Annotated in this window: 29 protein-coding genes and 2 pseudogenes; 9 read left to right on the top strand and 22 right to left on the bottom strand. The window is 69.9% G+C overall.

What is annotated here, in order from left to right; genetic code table 11:
* Positions 1-831: an alpha/beta fold hydrolase gene (locus OG764_RS06710; RefSeq protein WP_328967470.1), complete on the bottom strand. Its 831-nt coding sequence runs from the start codon at positions 829-831 to the stop codon at positions 1-3.
* Positions 832-992: 161 nt separating this feature from the next.
* Between OG764_RS06710 and OG764_RS06705 the strand changes: the two genes are divergently transcribed.
* Positions 993-1,940, top strand: coding sequence for a cation diffusion facilitator family transporter (locus tag OG764_RS06705; RefSeq protein ID WP_328967469.1), 948 nt, complete (start codon positions 993-995; stop codon positions 1,938-1,940).
* Positions 1,941-1,965: 25 nt separating this feature from the next.
* Here OG764_RS06705 and OG764_RS06700 read toward each other — a convergent pair whose 3' ends face one another.
* Positions 1,966-2,385: a universal stress protein gene (locus OG764_RS06700; RefSeq protein ID WP_328967468.1), complete on the bottom strand. Its 420-nt coding sequence runs from the start codon at positions 2,383-2,385 to the stop codon at positions 1,966-1,968.
* A gap of 283 nt (positions 2,386-2,668) precedes the next feature.
* Between OG764_RS06700 and OG764_RS06695 the strand changes: the two genes are divergently transcribed.
* Together OG764_RS06695 and OG764_RS06690 are read left to right on the top strand one after the other, a co-directional pair.
* Positions 2,669-3,304 carry a DUF3105 domain-containing protein gene (locus OG764_RS06695; protein WP_328967467.1) on the top strand — a complete coding sequence of 212 codons (636 nt, stop codon included), beginning with the start codon at positions 2,669-2,671 and terminating at the stop codon, positions 3,302-3,304.
* Positions 3,305-3,342: 38 nt separating this feature from the next.
* On the top strand, positions 3,343-3,930 hold the full coding sequence (locus OG764_RS06690) for a DUF305 domain-containing protein (RefSeq protein WP_328967466.1): 588 nt from the start codon (positions 3,343-3,345) through the stop codon (positions 3,928-3,930).
* A 238-nt stretch (positions 3,931-4,168) separates the two neighbouring features.
* On the opposite strand, the gene OG764_RS06685 is transcribed toward OG764_RS06690, so the two are convergent.
* The 13 genes from OG764_RS06685 to OG764_RS06625 all read right to left on the bottom strand — a co-directional run bounded on the left by OG764_RS06685 (position 4,169) and on the right by OG764_RS06625 (position 14,703).
* Entirely contained in the window at positions 4,169-4,837 is a 669-nt protein-coding gene (locus tag OG764_RS06685) for an SCO family protein (RefSeq protein WP_328967465.1), read from the bottom strand.
* 67 nt (positions 4,838-4,904) lie between these two features.
* Entirely contained in the window at positions 4,905-5,657 is a 753-nt protein-coding gene (locus OG764_RS06680; protein WP_328967464.1) for a cytochrome c biogenesis CcdA family protein, read from the bottom strand.
* 3 nt (positions 5,658-5,660) lie between these two features.
* A complete protein-coding gene (locus OG764_RS06675) occupies positions 5,661-6,260 on the bottom strand; it encodes a TlpA disulfide reductase family protein (protein WP_328967463.1) in 600 nt (199 codons plus the stop codon).
* Positions 6,261-6,354: 94 nt separating this feature from the next.
* Positions 6,355-7,038, bottom strand: a complete 684-nt coding sequence (locus OG764_RS06670) for a DUF305 domain-containing protein (protein WP_328967462.1) — start codon at positions 7,036-7,038, stop codon at positions 6,355-6,357.
* A complete protein-coding gene (locus OG764_RS06665; protein ID WP_328967461.1) occupies positions 7,035-7,679 on the bottom strand; it encodes a DUF3105 domain-containing protein in 645 nt (214 codons plus the stop codon). The genes OG764_RS06670 and OG764_RS06665 overlap by 4 nt, the downstream gene beginning before the upstream one ends.
* A 564-nt stretch (positions 7,680-8,243) precedes the next feature.
* Positions 8,244-8,708 (bottom strand): DUF3093 domain-containing protein, encoded by a 465-nt coding sequence (locus OG764_RS06660; protein ID WP_328967460.1) that lies wholly within the window; start codon positions 8,706-8,708, stop codon positions 8,244-8,246.
* Between the two features lie 38 nt (positions 8,709-8,746).
* On the bottom strand, positions 8,747-9,325 hold the full coding sequence (locus tag OG764_RS06655) for a carbonic anhydrase (RefSeq protein WP_328967459.1): 579 nt from the start codon (positions 9,323-9,325) through the stop codon (positions 8,747-8,749).
* Entirely contained in the window at positions 9,322-9,990 is a 669-nt protein-coding gene (locus OG764_RS06650; protein ID WP_328967458.1) for a DsbA family protein, read from the bottom strand. The genes OG764_RS06655 and OG764_RS06650 overlap by 4 nt, the downstream gene beginning before the upstream one ends.
* Positions 9,987-12,053, bottom strand: coding sequence for a cytochrome c oxidase assembly protein (locus tag OG764_RS06645; RefSeq protein ID WP_328967457.1), 2,067 nt, complete (start codon positions 12,051-12,053; stop codon positions 9,987-9,989). Before OG764_RS06645 ends, OG764_RS06650 begins: the two co-directional genes overlap by 4 nt.
* Entirely contained in the window at positions 12,043-12,639 is a 597-nt protein-coding gene (locus tag OG764_RS06640; protein ID WP_328967456.1) for a copper resistance CopC family protein, read from the bottom strand. Before OG764_RS06640 ends, OG764_RS06645 begins: the two co-directional genes overlap by 11 nt.
* 109 nt (positions 12,640-12,748) lie before the next feature.
* Positions 12,749-13,282: a hypothetical protein gene (locus OG764_RS06635; protein ID WP_328967455.1), complete on the bottom strand. Its 534-nt coding sequence runs from the start codon at positions 13,280-13,282 to the stop codon at positions 12,749-12,751.
* Positions 13,283-13,645: 363 nt separating this feature from the next.
* Entirely contained in the window at positions 13,646-14,458 is an 813-nt protein-coding gene (locus tag OG764_RS06630) for a CbtA family protein (RefSeq protein WP_328967454.1), read from the bottom strand.
* A gap of 20 nt (positions 14,459-14,478) precedes the next feature.
* Entirely contained in the window at positions 14,479-14,703 is a 225-nt protein-coding gene (locus OG764_RS06625) for a CbtB domain-containing protein (RefSeq protein WP_328967453.1), read from the bottom strand.
* Between the two features lie 833 nt (positions 14,704-15,536).
* Between OG764_RS06625 and OG764_RS06620 the strand changes: the two genes are divergently transcribed.
* On the top strand, positions 15,537-16,160 hold the full coding sequence (locus tag OG764_RS06620; RefSeq protein ID WP_328967452.1) for a DUF1326 domain-containing protein: 624 nt from the start codon (positions 15,537-15,539) through the stop codon (positions 16,158-16,160).
* Between the two features lie 305 nt (positions 16,161-16,465).
* Here the strand turns inward: OG764_RS06620 and OG764_RS06615 are convergent, their stop codons facing one another.
* The 3 genes from OG764_RS06615 to OG764_RS06605 all read right to left on the bottom strand — a co-directional run bounded on the left by OG764_RS06615 (position 16,466) and on the right by OG764_RS06605 (position 20,334).
* A complete protein-coding gene (locus OG764_RS06615) occupies positions 16,466-17,299 on the bottom strand; it encodes a DUF2182 domain-containing protein (RefSeq protein ID WP_328967451.1) in 834 nt (277 codons plus the stop codon).
* 66 nt (positions 17,300-17,365) lie between these two features.
* Entirely contained in the window at positions 17,366-19,567 is a 2,202-nt protein-coding gene (locus OG764_RS06610; RefSeq protein ID WP_328967450.1) for a heavy metal translocating P-type ATPase, read from the bottom strand.
* Between the two features lie 23 nt (positions 19,568-19,590).
* The gene (locus tag OG764_RS06605; protein WP_328967449.1) at positions 19,591-20,334 is read right to left on the bottom strand and encodes a tRNA-dependent cyclodipeptide synthase; all 744 of its coding nucleotides are present in this window, start codon (positions 20,332-20,334) and stop codon (positions 19,591-19,593) included.
* A 77-nt stretch (positions 20,335-20,411) separates the two neighbouring features.
* Here OG764_RS06605 and OG764_RS06600 point away from each other — a divergent pair, with 77 nt between their 5' ends.
* From OG764_RS06600 to OG764_RS06585, 4 genes are all read left to right on the top strand, one after another.
* A complete protein-coding gene (locus tag OG764_RS06600; protein WP_328967448.1) occupies positions 20,412-20,819 on the top strand; it encodes a heavy metal-responsive transcriptional regulator in 408 nt (135 codons plus the stop codon).
* 72 nt (positions 20,820-20,891) lie between these two features.
* A complete protein-coding gene (locus tag OG764_RS06595; RefSeq protein ID WP_328967447.1) occupies positions 20,892-21,281 on the top strand; it encodes a hypothetical protein in 390 nt (129 codons plus the stop codon).
* 133 nt (positions 21,282-21,414) lie between these two features.
* On the top strand, positions 21,415-22,542 hold the full coding sequence (locus OG764_RS06590; RefSeq protein ID WP_328967446.1) for an urease accessory protein UreH domain-containing protein: 1,128 nt from the start codon (positions 21,415-21,417) through the stop codon (positions 22,540-22,542).
* Positions 22,542-22,829, top strand: coding sequence for a cation transporter (locus OG764_RS06585; protein WP_328967445.1), 288 nt, complete (start codon positions 22,542-22,544; stop codon positions 22,827-22,829). Before OG764_RS06590 ends, OG764_RS06585 begins: the two co-directional genes overlap by 1 nt.
* Positions 22,830-22,939: 110 nt before the next feature.
* On the opposite strand, the gene OG764_RS06580 is transcribed toward OG764_RS06585, so the two are convergent.
* Positions 22,940-23,539 (bottom strand): cadmium resistance transporter, encoded by a 600-nt coding sequence (locus tag OG764_RS06580; RefSeq protein WP_328967444.1) that lies wholly within the window; start codon positions 23,537-23,539, stop codon positions 22,940-22,942.
* A 64-nt stretch (positions 23,540-23,603) separates the two neighbouring features.
* Positions 23,604-23,865, bottom strand: a pseudogene (locus OG764_RS06575) (hypothetical protein).
* 199 nt (positions 23,866-24,064) lie between these two features.
* On the opposite strand from OG764_RS06575, the pseudogene arsM reads away from it, so the two are divergent.
* Positions 24,065-24,882 (top strand): annotated as a pseudogene (gene arsM, locus OG764_RS06570) (arsenite methyltransferase).
* 28 nt (positions 24,883-24,910) lie between these two features.
* Here the strand turns inward: arsM and OG764_RS06565 are convergent.
* Complete coding sequence (locus tag OG764_RS06565; RefSeq protein WP_328967443.1) at positions 24,911-25,069, bottom strand: hypothetical protein; 159 nt, start codon at positions 25,067-25,069, stop codon at positions 24,911-24,913.
* A gap of 51 nt (positions 25,070-25,120) precedes the next feature.
* Complete coding sequence (gene trxA / locus OG764_RS06560) at positions 25,121-25,447, bottom strand: thioredoxin (protein WP_443055860.1); 327 nt, start codon at positions 25,445-25,447, stop codon at positions 25,121-25,123.

Here is a 25,447-nt window from a genome sequence, read left to right as displayed (position 1 = left end):
TCAGGGACGGGCGAGGAAGGCGAGGACGGCCGCGGTGGTCTCTACGGGATGGGTCAACAGCCCGCCGTGCGCGGCGCCGGACACCATCGCCAACTCCCCGCACGGGAGCGCCTCGGCCGCCATCTTTCCGGCGCGCGGCGGGAAGTACAGGTCGTGCTCGAACGCCAGCACCTGCACGGGCACGTCCACGTCCGCGAGTGCGGCCATGCGCGTGGGGTCGCGGAGCCATCCGTCGGACGCCGCGGATTGCCCGGCGGCACCGGCGGGCGCGGTCCACACGTCCTCCTGGGCCCCGAGAAGCTCCAGCCAGCCACGTACCTGTTCCTCGTCGTCCCGCAGTACTGCGGGCGGCAGCGTGCTCAGCAGCGTCTGCAAGCGCATGAACGCCGGCGGCAGATGCCCGGTCGTCGCGATCAGTTCGGCCTCGGCGGCCAGCACCGCGTCCACCACGCCCGTTATCGGCCCGGCACCTGCCATCAGCACCGCGGAGCGCACCAGGTCCGGCCGGGTACGGGCCAGCAGTTCGGCGGTGAAACTGCCCAGCGAGTACCCGACGACCGCGACCTGCGACAGCTCCAGGACATCCAGCAGCCCGGCTAGATCCCCTGCCAGCTCCGCCATCGAATACGGGGCGTCAGGGGCATCCGAGGGCGCCACCCCGCGAGCCGCGTACGTGACCACCTCGAACCCGGCGCCCACCAGTGCGTCCCGGAGCCCGCAGAACTCCCACGCCACCGGCGGCATCCCCGTCCCGCCCGCGAGCACCACCGGCTGTCCCGCGCCGCATCTCTCATACGCGATCCGCACCCCGCCCACCACGACCGAATCCACGCCCCAGCCCCCTCACCGCGCGATCCAGGCTCCCATCATCACCTCCGACGACGCAGACGGAGGGCGAACCGAACAACACGCTGTGGCGTTCGCCGCGACGAGCAACGGGACTGCCAGGCTGAACGCCGGGCGCACCCAGACACACCAGGAGGAACAGCGACATGGGACACGGCCACGATCACGGCTCCACGCCCGGGCCGGACAGCGGCGACGCGCACGCGCACGGACCTCGGATCGGTACCGCGGGCGAACGCCACCAGAAGCCGTTGGCCATCGCCTTCGGAATCACCGCCGCCTACGCCGTGGTCGAGGTCGTGGCCGGCATCATGACCGGCTCGCTGGCCCTGATCAGCGACGCCGCCCACATGGGCACCGACGTCCTCGGGCTCGGGCTGGCGCTCTCCGCGATCCACCTCGCCAAGCGCCCCGCTGCCGGCCAGCGCACGTACGGCGCTTACCGGTTGGAGGTCCTGGCCGCCATCATCAACGGCCTGCTTCTGTTCGGTGTGGCCTTCTACGTGCTCTACGAGGCGTTCGAGCGGTTCCGCAATCCGCCCGAGGTCCTGGGCGTGCCGATGCTGATCGTCGCCGTGGTCGGCCTGATCATCAACCTGATCTCCTTCAGGCTGCTGACCGCCGGCGCGAAGGAAAGCCTCAACGTTAAGGGCGCTTACCTCGAAGTGCTCGCCGACATGCTCGGCTCGGTCGGCGTCATCATCGGAGCCATCGTCATCGCGACAACCGGCTTCCAGTACGCCGACCCGATCGTCGGAGCCGCGATCGGCCTGTTCATCCTGCCGCGTACCTGGAAGCTCATGCGCCAGGCCCTGCGCATCATCATGGAAGTCGCCCCGCCCGACATCGACGTTGATGCCGCCCAGCGGGACCTCGCCGCGATTCCCGGGGTCGACCAGGTCCACGACCTGCACATCTGGACCATCACCAGTGGCATGGAAGCCGCCTCGGCCCACGTAGTGATCAAGGACGGCGCCGACTGGCATGCCGTGCTGGACCAGAGCCGCCAGATCCTCGCCGAGCGGTACCGGGTCACCCACCCCACCATCCAGGTCGAGCCGGCCGACCACACGGAGGAACCCGCCGCTTTCTGAGCACCGGTACGCGCCCGGCCCCGCCCTATCCCCGGACGATCACTACGGGGCAGGGCGCGTGTTGGGCGCATTGCTGGCTGACCGACCCCAGCAGGAGTCGGGCGAAACCACCCCGGCCTCGGTAGCCGACCACCAGCAGGGTGGCGTCACGGGCCTCCTCGATCAGTACCTCGGCGGGAGAGCCATGCACGACACGCCGCTCCACAGACGCCGGCTCGGTTCCGGCGGCGCGCAGAGCCACGTCCAGCACGTCCTCCGCCGCCCGCTGGAGCAGCTCCCGTACGGATTCACCGGCCAGAACAGCGGTCTCACCATCGCTGTACGGGAAGGACCAGCAGTGCACCACGCGGAGGGCAACGTTGCGCAGCGCTGCCTCTTCCGCCGCCCAGCGCAGAGCCTGATCAGCGGCGGGCGAACCATCGACCCCCACAACAATGGCCGCCATGGCCGCTCCTCGTACCCTGCGGGCAACCCGCTTGTCGTCTCTCCATTACAACCCTGACCCCGAACAGCGGCATGGCAGCCCCGGCCGCCCAACGGGCCCGGTCGCGGCGACCCGCACTCGTTTCTACGATGGAAGAGGCCGTCGGGGCAGCCCCAGCCCCCTCACCTCGGAGTCCAGCAAGTCGACCGCCCCGGCGCACGCAGATTGTCGTCGGACGCCAGCGCACGGCACCCTGCGAAACCACCGCCGCGCCTCATCACGCCGGCAGGGACGAGGACACGGCATGGGCTCCAAGGATCCAAAGGACACATCCGCCGCGCGCCGTGCCCGGATCGAGGAGCTGCGCCGTGCGGAGCGGGCCCGCGAACGGCGGGGCAAACTCATGACGGTCGTGGTCTCCCTGGTCATACTCGCGGTCATCGTCGCTGCTGGCTGGTATCTCGTCGCCTCCACGAACGAGAGCGAAAAGACGAGAGCCGCCCCGGTCGCGGGCGAGAAGACCTGGCTCGACCTGAGCCGGGAACATGTGACCAGGGATGTCGCCTATCCGATGTCCCCCGCCGCCGGCGGTGACCACCACCCGGTCTGGCAGAACTGCAACGGCGATGTCTACGAAAAGTCGGTGACCGAGGAGAACTCCGTTCACTCGCTCGAGCACGGGGCCGTCTGGGTCACGTACTCGAGCGAGGCGGCTTCCGACGACGTGAAGGCGCTCAGTGAGCGGGTGTCGAAGACTCCGTACACCCTGATGAGCCCCGCGCCGGGCCAGTCCTCACCCGTCACCCTGACCGCGTGGGGCCACCAGTTGAATGTTGCACAGGCATCGGACGCGAGGGTGGCGGAATTCCTCGACAAATACGTCCAAGGCCCGCAGACTCCCGAGCCCGGCGCCGCGTGCACGGGTGGCAGGACATCGTGACGGCAGACCGACGGCGACGGGGTTGGTGGCCGGCCGCAGTGGGCGCCGTCATCGCCCTCGCGATCCTCGCCGCCGCCGCGTTGTTGATCAGCCGCCCCGGCAGTTCCTCACCCGGCAGTAGCTCGGTGGACGCCGGCTTCGCCCGTGACATGGCCGTCCATCACCAGCAGGCAGTCGAGCTGTCGATCATCGTCCGTGATCGCGCCGGCAGCGAGGACGTCCGCACGCTTGCCTTCGATGTCATCAACACCCAAGCCAACCAGCGCGGGATGCTGCTCGGCTGGCTTGAGCTCTGGGGTCTACCCAAGACCTCACAGGATCCGCCGATGGCGTGGATGGGGCACGGCGGCATGAACCACGACGCGCGTGACGGCTCGTTCATGCCGGGTATGGCCACGAATGCACAGGTCGACGAGTTGCGTGCGGCCAGCAGCAAGGCGGCCGAGGTCCTCTATCTGCGTCTGCTCACCGCCCATCACCGGGGAGGGGTGGAGATGGCCCAGGCCGCGGCGGACCGAGCCGAGACCGATGTGGTCCGACGGCTCGCCCAAGGCATGGTCGAAGGACAGCGGTCGGAGATGAAGCTGATGGCGGACATGCTCACGCAGCGCGGGGCCGGCGCCTAGCGGGAGCGGCACGCTCAACGTGTGGGAAGCGGCTTGTGGCGGTTCCGCCGTCTTTCTGGCGGCGGATTCGGGTTCGGCCGCCGCGCTCCCCCGGGACGGGGGCGCCGGTACCAAGTCCGCAGTTCGGCGGAGCGCCGTAGCAAGTCGGCTTGGAGCAGCGATGGCCGTCTTGGCTCCGAGAGGTGCCAGGACGGCCATCCCTCCGGGGAGGCAACCCGCCCCGGGGCACCCGCACGTGTCATCGGTTGGACGTCACGCCGCCTGCCAGCAGAGGCAGGTCCTTGATGAAGGAATCCGTGGGTGTGCCGCTGGTGTACAGGACGTGCGCCTTGTTGTCCGTCGGAAGGAATGCCAGGACCTGGGTGCCGTGCGAGGAAGTGACCTTGCCGTCGTGATGGACGGTCGGGTCTTCCACGCTGACGCCGAGAGACTTCGCGGCTTGCTTGACCTGCACGAGGTCTCCCGTCATGCCGGTGAAACGGTCCCCGAATGCCTGGAGCCACTTGCCGAGCTGCTCAGGGGTGTCGCGGGCCGGGTCGGTGGTGACGAACACGACGTCGATCTTGTCGCGGATCTCCTGAGGCTGCCGCTGGAGGGCCACCGAGACGTCTCCCAGGGTGGTGGGGCATACATCAGGGCAGTTGGTGTAGCCGAAGAACAGCAAGGTCGCGCGCCCGGCCGTCTTCTGACGCAGATCGTAGGGCTGGCCGTCGGTGCCCGTCAGGCGCAGGTCCGGCTTGTCGAATGGCTGGTCGATCTCGGTGCCTTTGTACGGCGACTTCGTTTCCTTCTGTGCGGCTGCATCGGTGGCGGGTGCTGTCGGTGTGCCGCAGCCCGAGAGGAAGAGGGCGGCGGAGAGTGCGCCTGCGGCGGCTGTGAAGCGGAGGCGCGTGGAGCGGGAGTGCACAGGAGTCCGATCGTCGGGGGTCGCCGTGCCGGCGAGCAGGGAAGCTGACGTGACGCTGGTGAGGGGATCAGATACCGACGGTGAATCCGACAGTCCAGGACTGCATCTGGCGGATGAGGAAGGACCACACTCCACTCACCATCAGCACTCCCGTGGCGATCATCATGCCGCCGCCGATACGCATGACCCATTGGTACCGGGCCTTGATCCAGTCGAAGAAGCCCAACGCCTTGCGGAACGCCAGACCGGCGGCAAGGAAGGGCAGACCCAGTCCGGCACAGTACGCGACGGTCAGGATCGCGCCGCGCGCGGCGCTGGCTTCGCTGAAGGCCAGTGCCTGTACGGCGCCGAGGGTCGGTCCGATGCAGGGGGTCCATCCGAGGCCGAACAGGACGCCGAGCATGGGCGCCCCGACCAGTCCGGCGGCGGGGCGCCGGTGCAGGCGCCATTCCCGGCTCATGCCCGGCAGCACGCCAAGGAAGGACAGCCCCATCGCGATGGTCAGGCCGCCCATGGCGCGGATCAACGGCTCCTGGTACTCGAGCAGCGCGTTGCCCGCGTACCCGAAAGCGGCACCGAAAGAGACGAAGACCGCGGTGAAGCCCGCGAGGAAGAGCAGCGTTCCGGCCAGGATCCGGCCGCGGCGGGCCTCGGCGAGGTCTGCGCCGCTCATGCCCGTCACGTAGGAGAGGTAGCCGGGGACCAGGGGCAGCACGCAGGGGGAGAAGAAGGACACCGCTCCCGCGAGTGCGGCGATCGGCAGCGCCAGCATCAGCGACCCGCTGAGTACGGTGGTTTCGATACCGGCCGACAGCAGCACGGCTCAGCCCTCCTTGAGCAGGGGGTCGATCATGCCCCGGAGCTGCGGCTCGTCCAGAGCCTTCAGCGCGCGGGCCGCGATACGGCCTTTGCGGTCCACGACGACGGTGCTGGGGATCGACGACGGTGAGACGGTGCCCTTGAACTTCAGTAGCTGCCGTCCGTCCGGGTCCCACAGACTCGGATAGGTGATGCCGAAGGTCTCCTCGAAGGCGAGCGCGTTGCCTTGGGTGGAGTCACGGGTGTTGATGCCCAGGAAGACCACGCCTTGATCGTGGGTGTCCTGGTAGACCTTCTGCAAGTGGGGGGCCTCGGCTCGGCACGGGGCGCACCAGGACCCCCAGACGTTCAGCACGACGATCTTGCCGAGGTGGTCGGCGAGCGCGAGTGCTTCACCGGTCAGGGATTCGCCTCTGACGTCCGGGGCGGGCGTCCGTCGGCCGGCGGGAATCTGCAGCAGTTGTTTGTCGGCGGCCGTCTCTGCGGAGCCTTCATCGGGTGCGGAGGTGCAGCCCGCGGCTGCCAGGGCGGTCAGCGGAACGGCGAGGAGCAGTGCCCAACGCGATATCGGCGGGCCGTGCGGGTGGGAGCGTTGGTGGTTCATGATGGCTTTCGGGCATGCGGAAGCAGGACGGAGTACGGGTCGGCGAGGTGCGCACTGATGCCGGGCGGGCCGCACGCGCGGCCCGCCCGGGTGGTCAGTGGTGTGCCGGTGGGACGGGCGTGGAGGGTGCCGGCGCCGATGACGCGGGCATCGCCGTGGCGTCGCGCTGGGTGAGCATGCTCGTCATGAGGTCGATCTCAGACTGCTGTGCCCGCACCATGCCTCCGGCAAGCGCCTTGACCTGCGGATTCTTCGCTTGCTTCTCCGCGGCCTCGGCCATGGCGACCCCGCCCTGGTGGTGGGGGATCATCAACTGCAGGTAGAGGACTTCGGCATCACGCCCCTTCGCCGCCTTCAGCCGGTCCAGCTGTTCACGGGTGGCCATGCCGGGCATCTCGGTGACCGCCATGCCGCCGCTGTGGCCGTCCATCCACGTCATCGCCCCGTCTGCGGAGACTTTGGGGGCCTGCCACATGTCCAGCCAGCCGAGCATCATGCCGCGCTGGTTGGCCTGGGTGTTGATGACGTCGTAGGCCAGGGTCCGTACTGCCTCGTCGTCGGTGTTGTCCCGGACGAGGAAGGACATCTCCACGGCTTGCTGGTGGTGGACGGCCATGTCGCGGGCGAAGCCTGCGTCGGCGGCCGTCGCGGGATCCGGACTTGCGGTGGCTGCCCCTCCGGAAGGGGACGCGAGCACCAAGGCGGCCGCGAACGCGCAGAGCAGCAGCCAGGCCGCACCCCACGCCAGCCACCGCGGCCGAACGGCGGCGCCGCTCACGCTGTCAGGCCGTTCGTGCAGGCCGCGCCGGGCTCGGGAGTCTGGGGGCCCTGGATGTACTTGGTGAGGAAGGTGTTCAACCGCGGGTCGGAGGCGCTGTCGACGCTGACCTGCTTGCCCCAGGCGGACAACGTGATCGGCGAGGTCTGCTTCGAGTGCGGGCTCATCAGCGTGTACGGGGTCTTCTTCACCCGTTCGGTGAGCTTCTTGACGTCGTCGGGCGTGGCCTTTTCGCTGTAGGTGATCCAGACGGCGCCGTGCTCGAGAGCATGCACGGCGTTCTCCTGCCGGATCTCCTTTTCGTACACGTCGCCGTTGCAGTTCATCCACGCCTGCGCGTGGTCGCCGCCGACGGCAGGGGTCATGGGGTAGTTCACCGCCTGGGCGACGTGGTTCTGGGTGAGCTTGTCCCAAGACTGCTCCCCGCTGATGGGGGCGGACTTGGCCGCCTCCTTCTTCTTCTCCTCACCCTTGATGGTGACGAGGAAATAGGTGGTGGTTCCGGCCAGCGCGAGGAAGATCGCCGTGCAGACGGCGACAGTGATGATCTTCATGCGGCGGTCGTGCGCAGCTTGGGCGCGGCGTACTTCGTCGAGCTTCGCGCGTCGCGCGGCTGCGGCGGACTTCTTGGGCAGGGCCATGTCGGCTTCCTTACGTCCCCGAAAACGGGGCGGCTGCAGGGCGTGGGATCGGGCGGCCGGAGGCCGCACCGGGCGTACACGGGTACGCGGGTGCGGCAGCGGCCCTAGATCCGCTGGACCTGCAGTGCGTGGAGATCGACGCCCGGCCTGGGCGCCGTATCGGCCGATGAGGGGCCCGCCCTGGGGACTGCGGAGGAAACGGAGTGGGCGGCGGGCGGCAGCACGGTGTCGTCCGGCAGTGGGACGTAGCTTTGGGGCAAGTGCTGAAGCCCGGTCAGGCAGTGGTTGCCGGACCGGTGATGCGCGCACCCTTGCCCGTCACTGGAGGGGAGCGGCTGCGCACTCGCCGCGGCGGATACCGACGGCACGGAGCCGGCGCCCGTCCGGGGCCCGCTCTGATGGCATACCGTCAGCGCGAGGAGGAGCGCGGCAAGGCAGCACGTCCAGCTCAGCAGCGCGCGAACCCGCAGGCCGCGGCGGAGCGGCGAGGGGAGCGACGGCATGGTCGTCATGGTGGGCAGATCCTAGTCACGGTGGCGGGCCGGCGGTATACCGCTGGGTAGGTCAGGCGTTCCGGCCCGCGTTTTTCAGGGCGTCCGCCAGAGCCTGCGGAGTGCGGGTCGACAGGTAGACGTACGGGGTCGGATCGGCCGGGTCGGTCACCTCGACGCGTACCGCGGTGGTGATGTAGCTGCGCATCATCATGTGGGCCCGCATGTCGGCCTTGTAGGTGCGCCACGCCCGTGCCTCCTCGCCTTCCAGTACCTGGGCCTCGCCCAGGGCCTTCAGCGGGATACGGGCGTCGTCGGCGATGAGCTGATCGGCGGTGACGCGGATACGGGAAGAACCCTGGGCGCTGACCCACATGCAGGTCACCACGGTGCCGGCCGCAAAGCCGCCGAGCGCGGCCAGCGGGCCGTACGGGAAGACGATCAGGGCCATGGCCATGCCGACCGCGACGGCGATGAGCCACCAGGTGCGCGGGGCCGTGAGCCGCTCGTCGTAGGCGAGTGCGGAGGGTGAGGTCATGGGAGGAAGTCCTCGTTGGGTGAGAAGGCCGCCGGTGTTCACAGCGGAAGGAAGGAGCTGAGGTGCGGCCGGAAGCGGAGCGTGGAGCCGGTCTCGAGCTCGTGGTACCAGCCGTGGGTGCGCAGGGAACCGTCGGCCAGGCGGGGGGCGACGAAGGCGTAGTCGCTGAGGACGTCCAACTGGCGCACCACGTGGCTGTGCCCGGCGGCGGTGAAATCTCCCGTGGTCAGGGCACCCGCCTCCTCTGCCGACTGCACGCCGTCGGTGACGCCCACGTCGACGACGTCGCAGTGGGAGTGTCCGCACACGACGATGTCGGTCACCTTCAAGGTGGCGACCGCGTACTCGATCGTCAGGGCTTCGCCCGAGGGGCGCTCGGGGTCGAAGCGTGGGAGTACTGCGCCGTGGGTGCGCAGCTCGAACACCTCTCCGGGCAGGCTCCCGGTGATCAGCGTGGGCACCAGTCGGGCGTCGGAGCACGCGATGAACATGACCTTCGGGCTGTGGACGTCCGCCAGCGGTGCCAGCTGAATGCCGTGGGAGGCGGCGTGTGCCGGGTAGTTGCGGGCGCCCTCGGTGAGCCGGGGAAGAACCGGACGCCCGTCGGTCCGGCTCATTTGGCGAGCCGTTCGTCGATGAGTGCCCTGAACGCCTCGTACGTGCGCGGCGTGGCGACCTTCTTCCCGTCGATGAAGAAGGTGGGTGTGCCCTGCACGTTCAAGCCCATGCCGTCCCTCTGGTCTGCGCGTACCCGGTCCTCGGTGGCCGGGGTGTTCACCGCCGCGTCGTACTTGGCCATGTCCAGACCGAGTTCGCCGGCGTAGGTACGGAAGAGGGCCGCCTTCGACTCCTGCAGCTCACCCCACTCCTTCTGCGTGGCGAACAGCTTGCTGTACATCTGCTCGAACTTGCCCTGCTGGGCTGCGGCTTCCACGGCGACGGCGGCGGTACGGCTGTTGCGATGGCCGGGCATAGGGAAGTACCGGGCGATGAAGGTGACCCGGTCCTTGTACTCCTCACGCAGCCGCTCCACGGTCGGGTGGACCGCCCCGCAGGCCTCGCATTCGAAGTCGAGGAACTCCACCACCGTCAGTTCGCTGCGCTGCGGGGTGGTGAGCCGGTGGCTGTTCTCCCGCACGACCTGCGCGTCGGTCACCGGGTCGGCGGACGCGGCGGCAGGGGTCGAGTCCTTGGAAGAGACGAGCACGAACGTGCCGAGGGCGCCGGCGAAGACAGCCACGAGTGCGGCCGCGACCAGGAGGTTCTTCTTCAGTTTCGTCATGATTCCTCACCTGCGTTCTGGGGGGACGTCGGCCCTGCCTGGGCGGCGACCTTGGCAGCTTGCGGGGCGCGGCGGTCGCGTGCGTGCAGGCTGGCCAGGTAAGCGTTGTAGGCGGCCAGCGGGTCGTTGGCGTCGCCGCGGTCGATCTGCCGGTCGACCCGGCGGGCCTCGCGGGCATCGGAGCGTACCCACTGCGCGGCCAGGATGATCGTGGTGATCAGCACGGGGATGTCGCCGGTGGCCCAGGCGATCGCGCCGGCGTTGTACTGGTCATCGGCGAGTGAAGGGCCCCAGGAGCGGGCCACCGTCGTCCACCAGTCCTCGGCGAGGAGGCCGGTGGAGCTCATCAGGGAGATACTGAACCACGAGTGGAACGGCATGGTCAGCATCAGTACGAAGAGGCGGCCCAGGTGCGGCGGCCGGCGGGGGCCCGGATCGATACCGATGATCACCCAGAAGAACAGCAGGCCCACCGCCAGGAAGTGGATCAGCATCACCATGTGGCCGAGATGGCTGCGCATGAGGGTCTCGAACAGCGACGTGTAGTAGACCGCGAAGGCGCTGCCGATGAACAGGATGCCCGCCACTGCGGGATGGGAAATAACCTTGACGTAGCGGCTGTGTAGCAGCCGCATCAGCACCTCGCGCGGCCCGTCCGGACCGTCCTTGGCCGCGGTCGGGAGGGTTCGCAGGGCAAGGGTGGCCGGCGCGCCGAGGACGAGCAGGATCGGAACGGTCATCGCGAGGATCATGTGCTGGCCCATGTGGACGCTGAACATCACCTTCCCGTACACCGCGAGCCCGCTCATCGTCGCGACCACGGTGACGGCCAGGCCCAGCATCCAGGCGATGGTCCGCCCGACCGGCCACGCGTCGCCCCGGGCCCGCAGCTTCCGCACCCCGGCGAGGTACAGCACGGCGGCGGCGCCGGTACCGAAGGCGAACAGCGGGTCGAAATGCCACTGGGTGAACAGCGGGGTCCACGGGAAGCCGCCCAGCTCCGGCGGCATCGCGAACCCCAGCAACTCCTCCGCTGGCGACAGCGAGCCGCCTCCGGCACTGGGCGCGGGCGTGCGGGAGAGGGCTACGGCCAGCCCCATCGCGGCGGCCATGACCAGCAGCTCGCCCGCCGCCAGCCGGATGAACGGGCCCCGGGCTCCGTCGGCGACCGCGGGCAGGGTCCGGCGCCGATGCCACCAGCCGATCCCGCCGAGTAGCAGCAGCGCGCCCGTCTTGACCAGGACCATCCGGCCGTAGGCACTGGTGAACAGGACCTCCGAGACGGGGAGCCGGACCAGGGCGTTGACCAGGCCGCTCGCGGCGACGGCGAGGAACGCCGCGCCTGCCAGCGGGCTGAACCGGCGGGCCGCGACCGCCGCCCCGTCCTCGCGCCGAAGGGCTGCGACCAGGACGAAGAGCAGACCGCCCACCCACACGGCCACGCCCGCCACATGGAGGGCCAGGCTCATCACCGCCGCGTCATGGTTTCCGGCGGCGGCGGAGTGACCGGTGAACGCGGGCGGCAGTACGCCTGCCACCGCGACCACCAGTGCGGCCCGCGCCCACCGGACCGTGGTGATGCCCATGCAGACGGTCGCCAGCAACAGCCCGGCAGCCGTCATCGTCGCGTAGGCGCGGCCCTGCGCGTCGGTGATGACGAAGTCCGCCACGATTGCGGGATCCAGCATCGCGGTCACAGGCTGGGCGAACAGGTCGGAGAGGGTGAACACGAGCAGCGCGGCGGACGACAGCGCCCACACGGCTGCCGACGCTGCTGCCCATGTCAGGTACCGCAGACGGCCGTCACCGAGCTGCCGGCCGCCCGGCAGCAGGACCGCGGCCAGCAGCAACAAGCCGACGGTGGCGACGGCGGCGGCGTCGGCAGCGATACGGGCTATGGGCAGCCCCCACTCCGTCAGCGGCCCGGCGTCCTCGATGCCCGGCACCTGCTGGGCCGACCCACCGGCCGCCCACATCGCCAGCGCGGTCACAGCCACGGCCACGAAGGCGGCCGTGCCGAGCACAACCGGCGGGCGAGGTACACGCGCGTTGTCAGCCGTCATGCCGAGCCTTCTTCCGCCGCATCAGCAGCACCGCGCCACCGGCTCCCGCGATGATCAGCACGCCCGCCAGCACCAGGGCCGACAGTGCGCCGCGGTTGGACGCCCCGGTCCTAGACGACCCCGCCTGCGGCGACGACGCGGTCGGGCTCGCAGGGCCATAGGTGCTCGGCGAGGCGGCGGCGGAAGAAGCCGGCGAGGAGGCAGGCGGCGGCGTGGCGCCGGCCGTCTCCTTGACGGTGAAGGTGTACGAGCCGGCCACGGGATGGCCATCGGCCGAGACGACCCGGTAGCCGACGGTGTAGCGGCCCGCAGGCAGGCCGGGCTTCACCGTCAGCGTCGCGCTCTTCCCCTCGACCCGCGGCTCACCCTCACCGGCCGGGCTGCCGTCCGGGCCGGTCAGAGCCACCTTGGCGTATTGCTGGGACATCTCATCGCTGAACGTCAGCCGGACGTCGGACGGCAGAGCGTCGACAGTGGCCCCGTCGGAGGGGCTGCTTGAGAGGAGGCCGGTGTGCGCCGACGCCTGCGGGGCCGCCGCCCAGACCAGGGCGGCGGTGAGGGGTACGACCAGGGTGCGTGCCGCCATACGGGCGGCACGCCGGCCAAAGGCATGCATGTGAGCTGGAGATCTCTCTGTGGACCCCGGACGAGCCGGAGCGGAAGTGCCGAACCCGCGGCAGCTCCGCCCTACGCCACTACGGCATGCAGAGACCACCGGCGAGCCACGGCCCGGTCAGCGAGAGGGGGGCGCGGCAGGACACACCACGCCCGGGGTTCGGCGGAGCCCGGCCGGAGTGCAGCCGCTCCACCAGTGCGGAGGAGGGCAGAGCACCGTTCTCGAGCGACCGCGAATCGGCATCCGGGCCATACGCCGTGCGCAGCACCGGCCACACGAACAGAAGCAGGCCGCGCAGCGCGTTCAGCAATGGCTTGCTCCGCCACAGCAGTCGCTCGGTCAACCCCAACAGCCTGGCGGCGAGCGCCAGCGTGATCACATGCCCGGCCAGGAGCACCTCGGACGGCGGCCCGGTGACCGGAAGGTGTTCGACTTGGGAGGCCAGCCAGCCGGGGTCGGTCGCTGCGGCGCAGGCGCCGGGAAGGGTGTAGGCCAGGTGGTACGCCAGCTGAGCGGCGGCGAGCGCGACAAGCAGCTGGGTGTCGGAGAGCTTTCGCCGGGTGAGGAGGACCGCGCCGGGTACGGCGGCGCCCGCCAGCCCGAGGACGATCATCCAGGGCGGCATGTGGCCCTGGGACAGTACGTGACCGACTACCGGCAACAGGACGCACAGGGCGGCCAGGGCTCCCGCCCGCACCCCGCGCAACACGCCACGCGTCGGCGACGCCGACCGTGAGGAGCGCGAGGGGACCATGATGTGGACGCTTTCGAGGAGTACCTGCCGTGACGATCTTGGAGGCCGCAGCCTCCGAGAAGCACCCGCAGGGTATCCCGTCAGCGACTCGGGGACGACGGCAGGCCCGACTCAGCCGCCCGGTCCTTTGGGCCGGGCCGCCGCCGGGAACACCTCGCCGGGACGGACGAAGGGGTCCACCGGGCAACCGGTGGACCCCTTCAGGCCGGATCGACGCACAGCTCAGACGGCGGGCGCCGACGAGACTCTCTCCCCTGCGGTGGCTTCGTCGCGCACTCCCGGCCGGGCCGCGAGGACACGCGTCGCCAGTGCGCCGAAGACCAAGCCGAAGCTCGCCCATAGCGCCGCCTGGATGGCGAGGGAGGCCATCCGGAACTCCCACAGCAGCGCGGCGGGGAAGGTCTCCTTCACCGCGTCACCGTTGTCCGGCAGGAACACGAACGCCAACGTGACAGCCACGGCGAAGCCCGCCCCGGCCACGACCGTGGCGTTCCAGTTGCCCAGGCGGGGCGCCAGTCGCCTACCGATGATCACGGCACCCAGACCCAGCAGGACGCTGAGGAGGATCATCAGGAAGAACAGGGTGGTGCGCTTGCCGATGGTGTCGGGATTGCCGACTGCGGGCGGAGTAGCCGGATACTTCAGGAACGGCACCAGGTACACGGTGGTGAACACGCCCGCGGCGGTGAGCGCGGCAGTGGCCTGAGGGCTGAACCTGCCGATCCGGCCGAAGGCGAAGCTGAACACCAGCGAGGCGATGCCACCCAGCGCCACGCCGTAGACAAGGGTTCCCGTCGCCAGGCCGAAGGTGGACTGCACCGGTCGGCTGACCAACTCCTCCTCTTCCTCGGCCGGGGCAGCGGCGGCGCCGTGCTCCCCGTGGCCGGCGGGTGCGGATTGTGTCTGCTCCAGCGCGATCGAGTCCTCGACCGCCGGTTCCCCGATCACGTAGGCGAGCGCGAACGCGATCAGCCCGGCCAGCAGGCCCGCGATCATGCCGCGGACCAGAAGGTTTCTGACAGTTGCAGTGTGCATGAGGGCGTTCCCCTACGAGGTCAGTGGCAGGGGAAACCGAGCAGGTGGCGGCCGTCGTGCACCCACTCGTGCACACCCTCGCCGGCGAACACGGCCGTCGCGCCCTGTTCGGCACCGACGAAGTACAGGGCCACGATCATGAGAAGGCCGACGAAGACGGCCCAGGGCAGGACCGCGCGCACCGGCAGCGGCGTGTCGGAACCTATGGCGGGGGAAACAGCGGGGGCAGCGGTGGACTGAGCCATTGCGGCAGGACCTCCTTGGGAACAACGCGTCCCGTACGTTGGAGCTCGGACGACGACCATCGGGTCTGACTGACTGGGCGTGTCCCGCTGTTCAAGCGGTAGTGCCCGGCTACACAGTGGCGCGACCGTGCCGGAGTCTCACCGGGCTTCCGTCCTGCCGTCGTTGATATCGCAGAGAACGTACCGCTAACCGGCCACCCGGCCAAGAAGGTCCCCTATCGGGTGCATTTTGTCCGAATGTCGGCCTACCCGCGTGCTGGCCGAGGGGGCGTCAGACTCCAAACGCAACTGCTCAGGCCGTACCTGAAGAGTTGGCTGGAGACCGGGCGGCCCGTCGGGGCGCGACTGCTCCTGGCGCAGGCGATCAAGAGGCATCGTGCCCCTGAAGGCGTGCCAGCTCTTCGCGTGGAGGCCGGGGTGTCCCTCCGCACCTGACCCGCTTGTGGGTGGCGGCTGAGCCGGGCGTAGGCGTACAGCTGGCGCGGCCTCTTCTTTCCCCCTGCTGACGCGATGGGCAAAGCAGAGGCGTGCCGGGGTGGATGGCGATCTGTACACGCCTCGTAGGTACGCCTAGCCTTGAAGGGAAGGGCTGGCTCCGCAGGCCGCCACAGCGCCTGCCGGGGCGAGTCGAAGATGATTGCTGCCATCGCGCTGGACAGAGTCCCCGTTATGGGCAGTGGGGTGACATGCGACGCCGCTGCCAGGGGCCGATCCGGCTCCACGGCCTGCAGCAAGGCCGCCGTGCGGTCCGCGCGCTCCCCACCCGTCACTCTCGATGCCGGCGCCGTCCGTCCCGTCGGACGGCGGAACCTATCCAGCGATCGGGAGCAGTCATGACGTGGAGTATCTCGGGCAACTATCTGGCTGGTTGCTCATGCGCGATGGTCTGCGGGTGCGCCGTCGACGCGAAGCCGCACGACCCGCAAGGGCGCGAGGAATGCCTCGGGTGCGCCGCCTTCCATGTGGCGGACGGGCGCCTGGACGACGTTGACTTGTCCGGGGTGACCTTCGCCTTCTACAACCACTTCCCCTCCAACCTGACGGCCGGGAACTGGAAGGTCGGCATCGTCGTCGACGAGGGCGCCAGCGACGAGCAAGTCGACGCGCTCGAGCGCGTTCTGTCCGGGCGCGAAGGCGGTGCGTTCGGTGAACTGTCGCAGTTCTACGGCGAGTACCTGGGCGTGGAGCGGGCGAGTGTCTCCCTGACGGACGGGGAGAAGCCCCGGCTCAGCGTGGGCGGGAAGACCGAGCTCGCGTTCGAGCCTCTTCGCGGTGCCGATGGCGGGCCTACGACGGTGAAGAACGCGATGTTCGGATTCTCCCCGGAGTTCACCCTGGGTCGTACGACCGGCACGTCGAGTGCCTTCGGCCTGTCCTTCGAGCCGGAGTACGGAGAGAAGTCCGACTACACCTTCTCCAGCGAGCAGCCCGAGGGCGCGCCCATGGGGCGGGGGTAGCGCGCAGTCGGCCAGTCCGTCGCACACGGGAGGAGGGTGGTGGATGTCTCCTCCCGCACACGTGGAGCCGCGCCTGTGGTCCACCGTGTTCTCGCGGACGTCGCTGTCCCGGTGTGTACCGATCGCGATCCTCGTCGGCATGGTGCTGTCCCTGGTCAACCAGGGCTCCCTCATCGCGTCGGGCGAGGCAGGCGCGGCCACTGCCGTACGCGTGGCGGTCAATTTCGTGGTGCCGTTCTGTGTCTCCAGCGCCGGATTCCTCAGCTGTCGTCGTGCCGCATGGCGGGCGGCTTCGGGGCCCCGGCTCAGAGCAGGCCCGTCCTCCGGGCCATCTCCTCCATTTCCGGAGCGTTCTCCAGGCCCGGCAGCAGCCAGTCCTGGAACGGAGCCAGAGCCGCCAGGACGAGAAAGGCGATCCCTACGGCCCAGGTGAGCCAGGGGCCCCGCCGCCACAGCTTCTCCAGGAAGATCACCACGGCCACGCCCGCCATGGCCGCGACGTTCATGACACCGAGCGGGATCAAGACCAGCATCAGACCCCAGCAGCAGCCCAGGCAGTACAGGCCATGGTGCGCCCCGACCCGCAGGTCCTTCACCCAGGGGCGGAAGCGCGCGTACCGCATCAGCTGGAACATCGGGTTGCGGCAGTGCCGCAGGCAGACCCGCTTTAGCGGCCCGAACTGGTGCAGCCCCGCGAGAAGGAACGCGCTCGCGCCGATCCAACGGCCCGCCTGCGGATTGCTGTCCACGACCGGCCCGATCAGGGCCAGCACGCCGTACGCGAGCAGCCCGAACCCGGTCCAGGCGAGCAGGTAGCCGCCCACGAATTCGGTGATGTGCAGTGCGCGGGCCGGGCCGGAGGAGCGGCGGCTGATGCCCTGCACCCAGGTGATGGCGACGGGTGCCACCGACGGCAGCATCATCGCCGCCATCATGACCACCCACAGCAGCAGGAACAGCGGCAGGGCCAGGCCCATGGTGCCGGGCTCCATCTCCGTGTGCCGGGACTGGCCGACTGTGAGCACCCAGGCGAGCGCGGCGATCAGCACCATCAGCGTCCATGCGACCGCCATGTCGCGCCGGGGCAGGAGGACTCCCGGCGCGGTCGGCGCGGGCGGGGCCAGGCGGACGCGAGGCATGGCGTAGGTACCTCCGGGGATGGCCGGGGCCAGAGGACATCTCCAGCTCAGCACAGAACCCGCGGGTCAGCGATGCAGGGGCTGGAAGCTGCGCAGCCGGAGGCTGTTGGTGACGACGAAGACGGACGAGGAGGCCATCGCGGCGCCGGCGATCATCGGGTTGAGCAGGCCGAGGGCGGCCAGCGGGAGGGCAGCGACGTTGTAGGCGAAGGCCCAGAACAGGTTGGCCTTGATCGTACGGAGGGTGCGGCGGGCGAGGCGGATGGCGTCGCCGGAGGCCCGCAGGTCGCCCCGTACGAGCGTCAGGTCGGAGGCGGCGATCGCGGCGTCGGTGCCGGTGCCCATGGCCAGTCCCAGGTCGGCCTGGGCCAGGGCGGCGGCGTCATTGACGCCGTCGCCGACCATCGCCACCACGCGGCCCTGCTCCTGCAGCCGCCGGACCTCGGCGACCTTGTCCTCGGGGTGGACCTCGGCGATGACGCGCTCGATGCCGACCTCGGCTGCTACCGCGCGGGCCGCGGCGGTGTTGTCGCCGGTCAGCAGGATCGGCGTGAGGCCGAGCCTCTTGAGGTCAGCGACGGCCTCGGCGCTCGTTGCCTTGACGGTGTCGGCGACGACCAGAGCGGCCCGTACGCGGTCGTCCCAGGCGGCGAAAACCACCGTGCGGCCCTCGGCCTCCGCGGCGTCTCTGGCCCGGGCCAGTTCGCCGGGCAGGGCCGTCGACTGCTGCTCGTCCAGCCACGACGCGCGTCCCGCGTGGATGGTCCGGCCCTCGACGGTGCCGCTGACGCCCCGGCCCTGCGTGTTGGCGAAGCCGGTGACCGGGGGCAGGGTGCCGAGCAGCTCGCGTGCGGTCTGGGCGATCGCGGCGGCGATCGGGTGCTCGCTCGCGTCCTCCAGGGCGCCGGCCAGACGCAGGACCTCGTCCTTGTCCTCCCCGTCGGCGGGGACCACCCCCACCAGGCGCATCCGGCCCTCGGTGACGGTGCCGGTCTTGTCCAGGACGACCGTGTCGATCCGGCGGGTGGACTCCAGCACCTCCGGCCCGCTGATGAGCAGACCGAGCTGGGCTCCACGCCCCGTACCGACCATCAGGGCGGTGGGAGTGGCCAGCCCCAGCGCGCAGGGGCACGCGATGATGACCACGGCGATGGCCGCCGTCAGCGCGGTCGCGGCGGAGGCGCCGGTAAGCATCCACACGCCGAACGTGCCCGCGGCGAGCGCGATGACCACAGGCACGAACACGGCGGAGATCCGGTCGGCCAGCCGCTGCACCGCCGCCTTGCCCGTCTGCGCACGCTCCACCAGCGCCGCGATCTGCGCCAGTTTGGTGTCCGCGCCGATCCGGGTGGCTCGTACGGTCAGTCGGCCGTGGGTGTTGACGGTGGCGCCGGTGACCGCCGAGCCCGGCTGGACCTCGACCGGCATGCTCTCCCCGGTCAGCAGGGATTCGTCGACCGCCGAGGCACCGTCGATGACCTCGCCGTCCGTGGCGATCTTCTCTCCCGGCCGCACGAGGAACAGGTCGCCGACGACCAGGTCCTCGACCGCTATGCGCACTTCAGTACCGTCGCGGAGCACGGCCACGTCCTTGGCCCCGAGGTCCATCAGGGCGCGGATCGCGTCCCCGGCCCGCCGCTTGGCGCGGGCCTCGAAGAAGCGCCCGGCCAGCAGGAAGACGGTCAGGACGACCGCGACCTCCAGGTACAGGTGCTCGCCGCCGGCCAGGATGACGCCGACGCTCCACAGGTAGGCGGCCAGCACGCCGAGCGAAACCAGGGTGTCCATGGTCGCCGACCCGTGCCTCAGATTGACGGCGGCCGCCCGGTGGAAGGGCCAGGCACCCCAGGCGACCACCGGCGTGGCCAGCAGCAACGCGAACCATTCCCAGCCGCCGAACCGGAGAGCCGGAATCATCGACACCAGGACGACCGGCAGGCCCAGCAGCGCCGAGCCGGCCAGCCGCCGCCGCAGGCCGCTGACCTGCCCACCTTCGGCGTCCGTCTGGGCCTCCCCCTGCGCCTGCTCGCTGCGGATGGTCGAGGCCCCGTAACCGATGGCCTCGACGGCGGCGATCAGCTGCTCCTGTGAGACGTCGGGATCCTCGCGCGTGACGTGCGCCGTCGCGGTCGCCAGGTTGACCGTCGCACTGACGCCGGGCAGCTTGGCCAGCTTCTTCTCGACCCGCGCCACGCAGGAGGCGCAGGTCATGCCGGAGATGGCCAGCTCCACGGGGTGCTGGGCATCGGGCTGGGTGGTGGTAGCCATGGCAGAACTCTTCTCGGTTGCTTTCAGTCTTGTACGGAAGCGGGTGCGGGGGAGACCGGTGGGGGAGCGGCGGGCGTGACGACCGCGAATCCCTGTCCGGCGGCCGGCCGCAAGGACAGCCCGCCCCCGTACAGCCGCCGCAGCACATCGGGCGGCTGGTGGTAGCAGAAGACCGATCCCGTGGCGCCGACGATGGACGGGGTGTCCATGAAAAGCGGCAGCTCGGCCAGGAAGTAGCGGACCGCACGCTCCACCTGCTCCTCGGCCGGTACCTGACCGGAGGGGAGCTTGCCGGCCAGCACCCAACCCGTAGCCTCCTGGCATGCGGCACGGAAGGGGCCGTCCTCGCTGTAACGCTGCAGCCCGCTCGTGTGCAGCCTGGCGAAGGCCGGATTGTGCTCCAGCTCGGCCCAGCCCAGAACGTGCCGCTCGGCGTCGGCGACGCCCAGCGACTCCAACGCCGAGACGACCTTGTTGCGGGTGTACTGACCTTGCCGGCGAGCCTTCCACACGGCCTTTTCCGGCGCGTGGCCCAGGGCCTCCAGGGTGTGGGCACTGGGCGCGTCCGGCACGAAGAAGTCCACCCGCCCGAAGTTCCGCCGTCCCCACGCCGCCAGTTCCCGGATCCTGGTGGTGGAGAAGTAGCTGTTGAACGGGCTGATCCCGAAGCAGGCGTGCTCGGCCTGCTCGACGAGTTCGGCGCAGCGGGCGCTCAGCGGGCGCACGTCCATCGCGACCGGACAGTCACCGGCTTGATCTGTGGTCATGATCGGACGCTAAAACCTTGCCCCAAGGGCAAGGTCAAGTGCAGACTGGCGTCACCCCCACGAACGGAGCCGCTCGCATGCTCACTGTCGGCCGTATCGCCACGCAGACGGGGATGAGCCCCAAGGCCGTACGACTCTACGAGGCCAACGGCCTCATCGACCCGCCCGAGCGGACCCCGGCCGGCTACCGCGTCTACACCGACGCGGCAATTCCCGTACTCGGCTTCATCCGGCAGGCTCAGGCCCTGGGCCTCAGCCTCAAGGAGATCAAGGAGATCCTCGACCTCCAACGCAGCGGCGAACAGCCATGCGCCCTGGTCACAGACCTCCTCGACCAGCACCTGGCCGACATCGACCGCCGCATCGCCGACCTCCAGGCCCTGCGCACGACGCTCCTCGCCGCCCGGGCCCAGGCCGACCAAGCGGCGGGCCGGGGAGAGGATGCGGTGGTCTGCCGGATCATCGAGGGCGCTCCCGGCCGGTAGGACGTGCGGTGCCGCACCCGGCGGCGCCTCCCCACGCGGGGAGGCCGCCGGAGATGGCCTAGCATGGCGCGCATGCCGCGACACCTGCCCGCCTCGCTCCGGACCTGGTCCGGAGTGCTGCTGGTGTGCGCGCTCTTCGCCTGCCTGACAGGACTTGCCCGGCCCGCCATGGCGATGACCGGCCCGATGCCGATGGCCCCGCCTTCCGTGGCTATGGCACAGAGCGGCACGTCGGCGGTGTCGGCGACCTCGCCGGCCAACGGCCCCCACTGCCCAGCGGCCGAGGAACAGTGCGTGGCGCCCAAGGGTGTCCTGGTCCAGGACGGCCCCGCCACCCAGGTGGCCGCGGCGCCTGCGCATGACGCCGTCTGCGCGGGTACGCCATCGCCGCTGTGGCCCCACGCTCCGCCGCCGACGGCGGCCCCTCCCGATCTGCACCGGTTGTGCGTGTCACGGACGTGATGTCCGGCCGCCCGTGAGGCTTACCGCCTCGTGGGACGCCGCTCACCTCACGTCAGCTTCGGCACGCCCGGATGTTCCGTACGCCGGTCATCCGTGTGCGCGTGCCGTCGTCGCAGAACAGGAGTAACGACGCATGCCGTCGTCCATCGCTTTGCTGATCACCGGTGCCGGCACCGGGCTGCTCGCCGGAGGCGCCTCGTGCGCCGCCGTCCAGGGTGGCCTGCTCGCGGGCGCCGTCACTCGCCGCCGCACCCCGGAGACCCCCACGAAGTCGGCCGCCAAGCCGGCTGCCAAGGCTGGCGGTTCGGCTCCGCGGGCCGACACGCCGCTGGCACCCGTCGGGGCCTTCCTCGTCGGAAAACTCCTTTCCCACACCGTTTTCGGCGCCCTGCTCGGCGTCTTCGGGAAGGCCCTCCAGCCCAGCCCGCGCACCCAGGCCGTATTGATGCTCGTCGCGGCCGCGTTCATGGTGCTGTTCGCTCTGGACCTGATCGGAGTCAAGGCCGCCGGACGGCTGGTGCCCCGGCCGCCCGCGTCATTCGGCCGCCTCATGCGGCGCAGCGCCAGGACCGACACCGTCGCCACCCCGGCCCTCGTCGGCTTCGCCACCGTCCTGGTGCCGTGCGGCGTGACCCTGTCCATGGAGCTCCTGGCCATCACCTCGGGATCCGCCGTGGCCGGCGCGGCGGTGATGGCGGGCTTCGTGCTCGGCACCGCGCCGCTGTTCGCCGTACTCGGCTACCTCTTCCGCCGCAGCAGCCGGGCGCTGTCGGGCAAGCTCGCCGGACTCACCGGCGTGGTGGTCCTCGCCGTCGCCGGCTGGACCATGATGTCCGCGCTGCAGGCGGGCGGCTGGGTGACCTTCGACGCCCCGCAGCGGCAGGCCGCGGCCACCGGCCCGTTCATCGTGGAAGGCGGCGACGGCAGCGGCTCCGGAGGTGGTGGCGCCGAGCCGGGGAGCGTGACGCCCGTCCGCACCGACGTGTCGGGGCGGCAGATCGTCACCCTCACCGTGACGGACTTCTACACCCCCACCCAGTTCACGGCGAAGGCCGGCGTGCCGACCACGCTGGTGCTGCACGGCAAGGACTCCGGCGGCTGCGCGCGGGCGTTCACCATCCCCGAGCTCGATGTGCAGGAGATCGTCAAGCGCGACGGTGACACCGAGATCGACCTGGGCACCCGCAAGCCCGGCACCCTGCGGTTCTCCTGCGCCATGGGCATGCAGACCGGCGCCATCGAATTCAAGAAGGATCTGTGATGAAGCTGTTCGGTCGGAAGAAGGCTGTCTCGGCCGTGGCGGAAGTCGACACCGGGAGCGACGTGTGCCGACAGGTGGTGCTGCTGATTGAGGGGATGCACTGCACCAGCTGCGGCCTCCTCATCGACGACGAGTTGGAGGACGTCGCCGGCGTCCGGTCGGCCACCACCGACGTGCGCACCGGGCGCTGTGTCATCCTGCTGGACAAGGACGCCGACACTCGAACCGAAGCGCTCGTTGCAGCAGTGGAGGCGGCGGGGGACTACACCGCGCGGCTCGTCGCTTGACGGCTGTGCCCTGAAGTTCTGGAGCTCTGCGCGCAGCAGTGGGTCCGGGCGCCTTGGCGCCTGGACCCACTGCTCGTCGCGTCATTGCGCGCACATCAACGCCGTCGCTCCTACAGGCCGAAGGCTCCGCCCTCGATGAGGATGAGCAGGCCGATGCTGATCAGAACCAGCGGGAGGAGGATGTGGCCCCAGCGGCCGAGAGCCTTGGCGATGACCGGGCGGGTGGCGAAGAACCTGCCCGCGAAGCACCAAAGGGCGACCAGGGCGAGGAAGACGGCTGCGTAGACCGCCATCCCGCGGGTGCCGGCCGTGGCGAACACGGGGACGTAGACGCCGATGTTGTCGCCGCCGTTGGCGAAGGTGACCGCAGCGACCTCCATTGCCCCCGGTCCGCCCGGCTTCGTCGCGGTTTCCTCGCCCCCTTGTTCGTCCTGGTGCCTCCATGCCTGCCAGGCGGCCTTGAGGCCGAGCGCGAGCGGCAGGAGGCCGAGGTACGGGACGGCGGATGCCGGGAGGAACGTCGCGCCGAATGCGGCGGCCACGGCGACGGCGAGGATGGCGGTGAAGCCAAGGTACTGGCCGAGCACGATGCGGCGAGTCGACCCCGGGTGGCCGGAGCCCTGGGCGAAGAACAACGCCAGGATCAGGATGTCGTCGATGTTGGTGACGGCAAACAGCCCGGCGGCCTGTCCGATGATGCCCAGGGTCATGCGTAGGGGCTCCTCTGCGAAGTCATGTGATCACGAGGGGGCCTCACCCTATAGGCCTATGTTTCTAGTCGACGAGCGGGCTTCGGCGTTCGAAGAGGACGACGTCGCGCCAGCGGCCGTGGTGGCGGCCGATGCGTTCTCGGGTGCCGATGACGCGGAAGCCTGCGCGCGGTGGCGACGTAGCGGTGCGAGGGGAGTTTGGCCGCGTCGAAGGTCCGCCAGTCCGGTGCCTCGGTTTCGAGGGTGGCGTTCCCTTCGTCGATGCCCGATTGGTAGATGGCCAGGACCTGTTCGCCGTGGTCGGCGGTCATCGGGATGATCCTCATGGCTGCCCCGTGATCGCGCGTACGGCGGCGGGGAAGCAGTCCAGGCAGGCCGAGTTGACCTCGTAGCGGGTGCTGGAGCCGTGCCGTTCGGCGATGACGAAGCGGACCGTTGCTTCGACGGATCTCTATGTTGACGTTTATCGATGCGAGGTCCATGGTTGATGGCATAAGCCTTGGAGCAGCAGAAAAGGGGCAAGCCGTGAGTGAACAGTCAGATATCCGCGAAGCGGTCCGCGTCGTCTATGCGGCTGCGGCCCTTCAAGTCGCTGCGGGCGGTACCGCTTGTTGTGGGTCCGGAAGCGTCGAGATCGACGAGAACTTCGGATCCGGGCTGTCGCGGAGGCGGAGCGCGAGGCCCTGCCGGCCGAGGCGGTGGCCGCGTCGCTCGGCTGCGGGAACCCCCTCGCCGTCGCCGAGCTGCGGGAGGGCGAGCGGGTGCTGGACCTCGGGTCAGGCGGGGGCATCGACGTACTGCTGTCGGCTCGGCGGGTCGGGGTGAGCGGCAAGGTGTACGGGCTGGACATGACCGAGGAGATGCTGGCCCTGGCCCTGGCGAACCAGAAGAAGGCGGGCGCGACCAATGTGGAGTTCCTGAAGGGCACCATCGAGGCGATCCCCTTGCCCGCGCAGACGATCGACGTGGTCATCTCCAACTGCGTGATCAACTTGTCCGTGGACAAGGCGGCCGTCTTCGCGGAGATGTACCGGGTTCTTGCGCCCGGCGGCCGTATCGGCATCTCGGACGTGGTTGCCGAGGACCGGCTCACGCCCGCCGAGCGGGCGGTGCGCGGCGACTACGTCGGATGCATCGCCGGAGCGCTGTCCTTCGCCGAGTACCGAGCAGTGCTGGAGGCTGCCGGCTTCACCGAGGTCGAGCTCACTCCGGCTCACGCGGTTGCCGACGGCATGCACTCCGCGATCGTCCGCGCGGCCAAGCCGATGGGAGCGGGAGCCGAACTGCCGGTGGTCACACGTGAGGAGGCGGTGTCGCCGGGCGGGATGCCCTGCTGCCGCTGACACCCCTGGGGTGTCACGGGTCTCTGCGCTAGAGGCAGGCGCCGATGTCGGCCGCGGAGCCTGTGCCCCAGGGGCGGATGGACGTCGCGGTCGTCGAATCGCCGTTTACGGCGAGCTCCCACCGTTCGACGCGGCCGGAGGTGGGGTCGTCGACGGAAGGCGAGTTGAGCCCCTGGCGCTGCTGCATGGCGATGCCCCCTGCGGTCGGTGCCGGCGCAGGGGCATCGAGGGAGTTGCGTCAGCCTGCGAGGAAGGCGCCGAGCTCACGCTGGAGGGCGGCCTTGGGCTTGGCGCCCACGATGGTCTTGGCGACCCTGCCGCCGACGAACACGTTCATCGTCGGGATGGACATGACGCCGTATGCGGCGGCCGTCTCCGGGTTCTCGTCGATGTTCAGCTTGACGATTTTGATCTTCTTGCCGTGCTCGGCGGCGATGGCCTCCAGTGACGGGGTCAGCTGGCGGCAGGGGCCACACCATGCCGCCCAGAAGTCGACGAGTACCGGTTTGTCGCTCTGGAGGACGTCCTCGATGAAGGATGCGTCGGTCACGCTCTTGAGGGCCAC

Origin of the sequence: Streptomyces sp. NBC_00239, from assembly GCF_036194065.1 — a bacterium.
Taxonomy (GTDB): Bacteria; Actinomycetota; Actinomycetes; order Streptomycetales; family Streptomycetaceae; genus Streptomyces.
This window is presented reverse-complemented; position numbering and strand designations above follow the sequence as displayed.

Coding starts and splice junctions, on each gene's coding strand:
- OG764_RS06625 (WP_328967453.1), bottom strand. CDS start 14,703: ATGGCTCAGTCCACCGCTGCCCCCGCTGTTTCCCCCGCCATAGGTTCC.
- OG764_RS06580 (WP_328967444.1), bottom strand. CDS start 23,539: ATGACCCTGGGCATCATCGGACAGGCCGCCGGGCTGTTTGCCGTCACC.
- OG764_RS06675 (WP_328967463.1), bottom strand. CDS start 6,260: ATGAACCACCAACGCTCCCACCCGCACGGCCCGCCGATATCGCGTTGG.
- OG764_RS06585 (WP_328967445.1), top strand. CDS start 22,542: ATGAAGCTGTTCGGTCGGAAGAAGGCTGTCTCGGCCGTGGCGGAAGTC.
- OG764_RS06610 (WP_328967450.1), bottom strand. CDS start 19,567: ATGGCTACCACCACCCAGCCCGATGCCCAGCACCCCGTGGAGCTGGCC.
- OG764_RS06630 (WP_328967454.1), bottom strand. CDS start 14,458: ATGCACACTGCAACTGTCAGAAACCTTCTGGTCCGCGGCATGATCGCG.
- OG764_RS06665 (WP_328967461.1), bottom strand. CDS start 7,679: ATGGCCCTGCCCAAGAAGTCCGCCGCAGCCGCGCGACGCGCGAAGCTC.
- OG764_RS06640 (WP_328967456.1), bottom strand. CDS start 12,639: ATGGCGGCACGCACCCTGGTCGTACCCCTCACCGCCGCCCTGGTCTGG.
- OG764_RS06565 (WP_328967443.1), bottom strand. CDS start 25,069: ATGCAGCAGCGCCAGGGGCTCAACTCGCCTTCCGTCGACGACCCCACC.
- OG764_RS06695 (WP_328967467.1), top strand. CDS start 2,669: ATGGGCTCCAAGGATCCAAAGGACACATCCGCCGCGCGCCGTGCCCGG.
- OG764_RS06590 (WP_328967446.1), top strand. CDS start 21,415: ATGCCGTCGTCCATCGCTTTGCTGATCACCGGTGCCGGCACCGGGCTG.
- OG764_RS06595 (WP_328967447.1), top strand. CDS start 20,892: ATGCCGCGACACCTGCCCGCCTCGCTCCGGACCTGGTCCGGAGTGCTG.
- OG764_RS06600 (WP_328967448.1), top strand. CDS start 20,412: ATGCTCACTGTCGGCCGTATCGCCACGCAGACGGGGATGAGCCCCAAG.
- OG764_RS06645 (WP_328967457.1), bottom strand. CDS start 12,053: ATGACGGCTGACAACGCGCGTGTACCTCGCCCGCCGGTTGTGCTCGGC.
- OG764_RS06635 (WP_328967455.1), bottom strand. CDS start 13,282: ATGATCGTCCTCGGGCTGGCGGGCGCCGCCGTACCCGGCGCGGTCCTC.
- OG764_RS06655 (WP_328967459.1), bottom strand. CDS start 9,325: ATGAGCCGGACCGACGGGCGTCCGGTTCTTCCCCGGCTCACCGAGGGC.
- OG764_RS06615 (WP_328967451.1), bottom strand. CDS start 17,299: ATGCCTCGCGTCCGCCTGGCCCCGCCCGCGCCGACCGCGCCGGGAGTC.
- OG764_RS06700 (WP_328967468.1), bottom strand. CDS start 2,385: ATGGCGGCCATTGTTGTGGGGGTCGATGGTTCGCCCGCCGCTGATCAG.
- OG764_RS06620 (WP_328967452.1), top strand. CDS start 15,537: ATGACGTGGAGTATCTCGGGCAACTATCTGGCTGGTTGCTCATGCGCG.
- OG764_RS06650 (WP_328967458.1), bottom strand. CDS start 9,990: ATGACGAAACTGAAGAAGAACCTCCTGGTCGCGGCCGCACTCGTGGCT.
- OG764_RS06705 (WP_328967469.1), top strand. CDS start 993: ATGGGACACGGCCACGATCACGGCTCCACGCCCGGGCCGGACAGCGGC.
- OG764_RS06605 (WP_328967449.1), bottom strand. CDS start 20,334: ATGACCACAGATCAAGCCGGTGACTGTCCGGTCGCGATGGACGTGCGC.
- OG764_RS06660 (WP_328967460.1), bottom strand. CDS start 8,708: ATGACCTCACCCTCCGCACTCGCCTACGACGAGCGGCTCACGGCCCCG.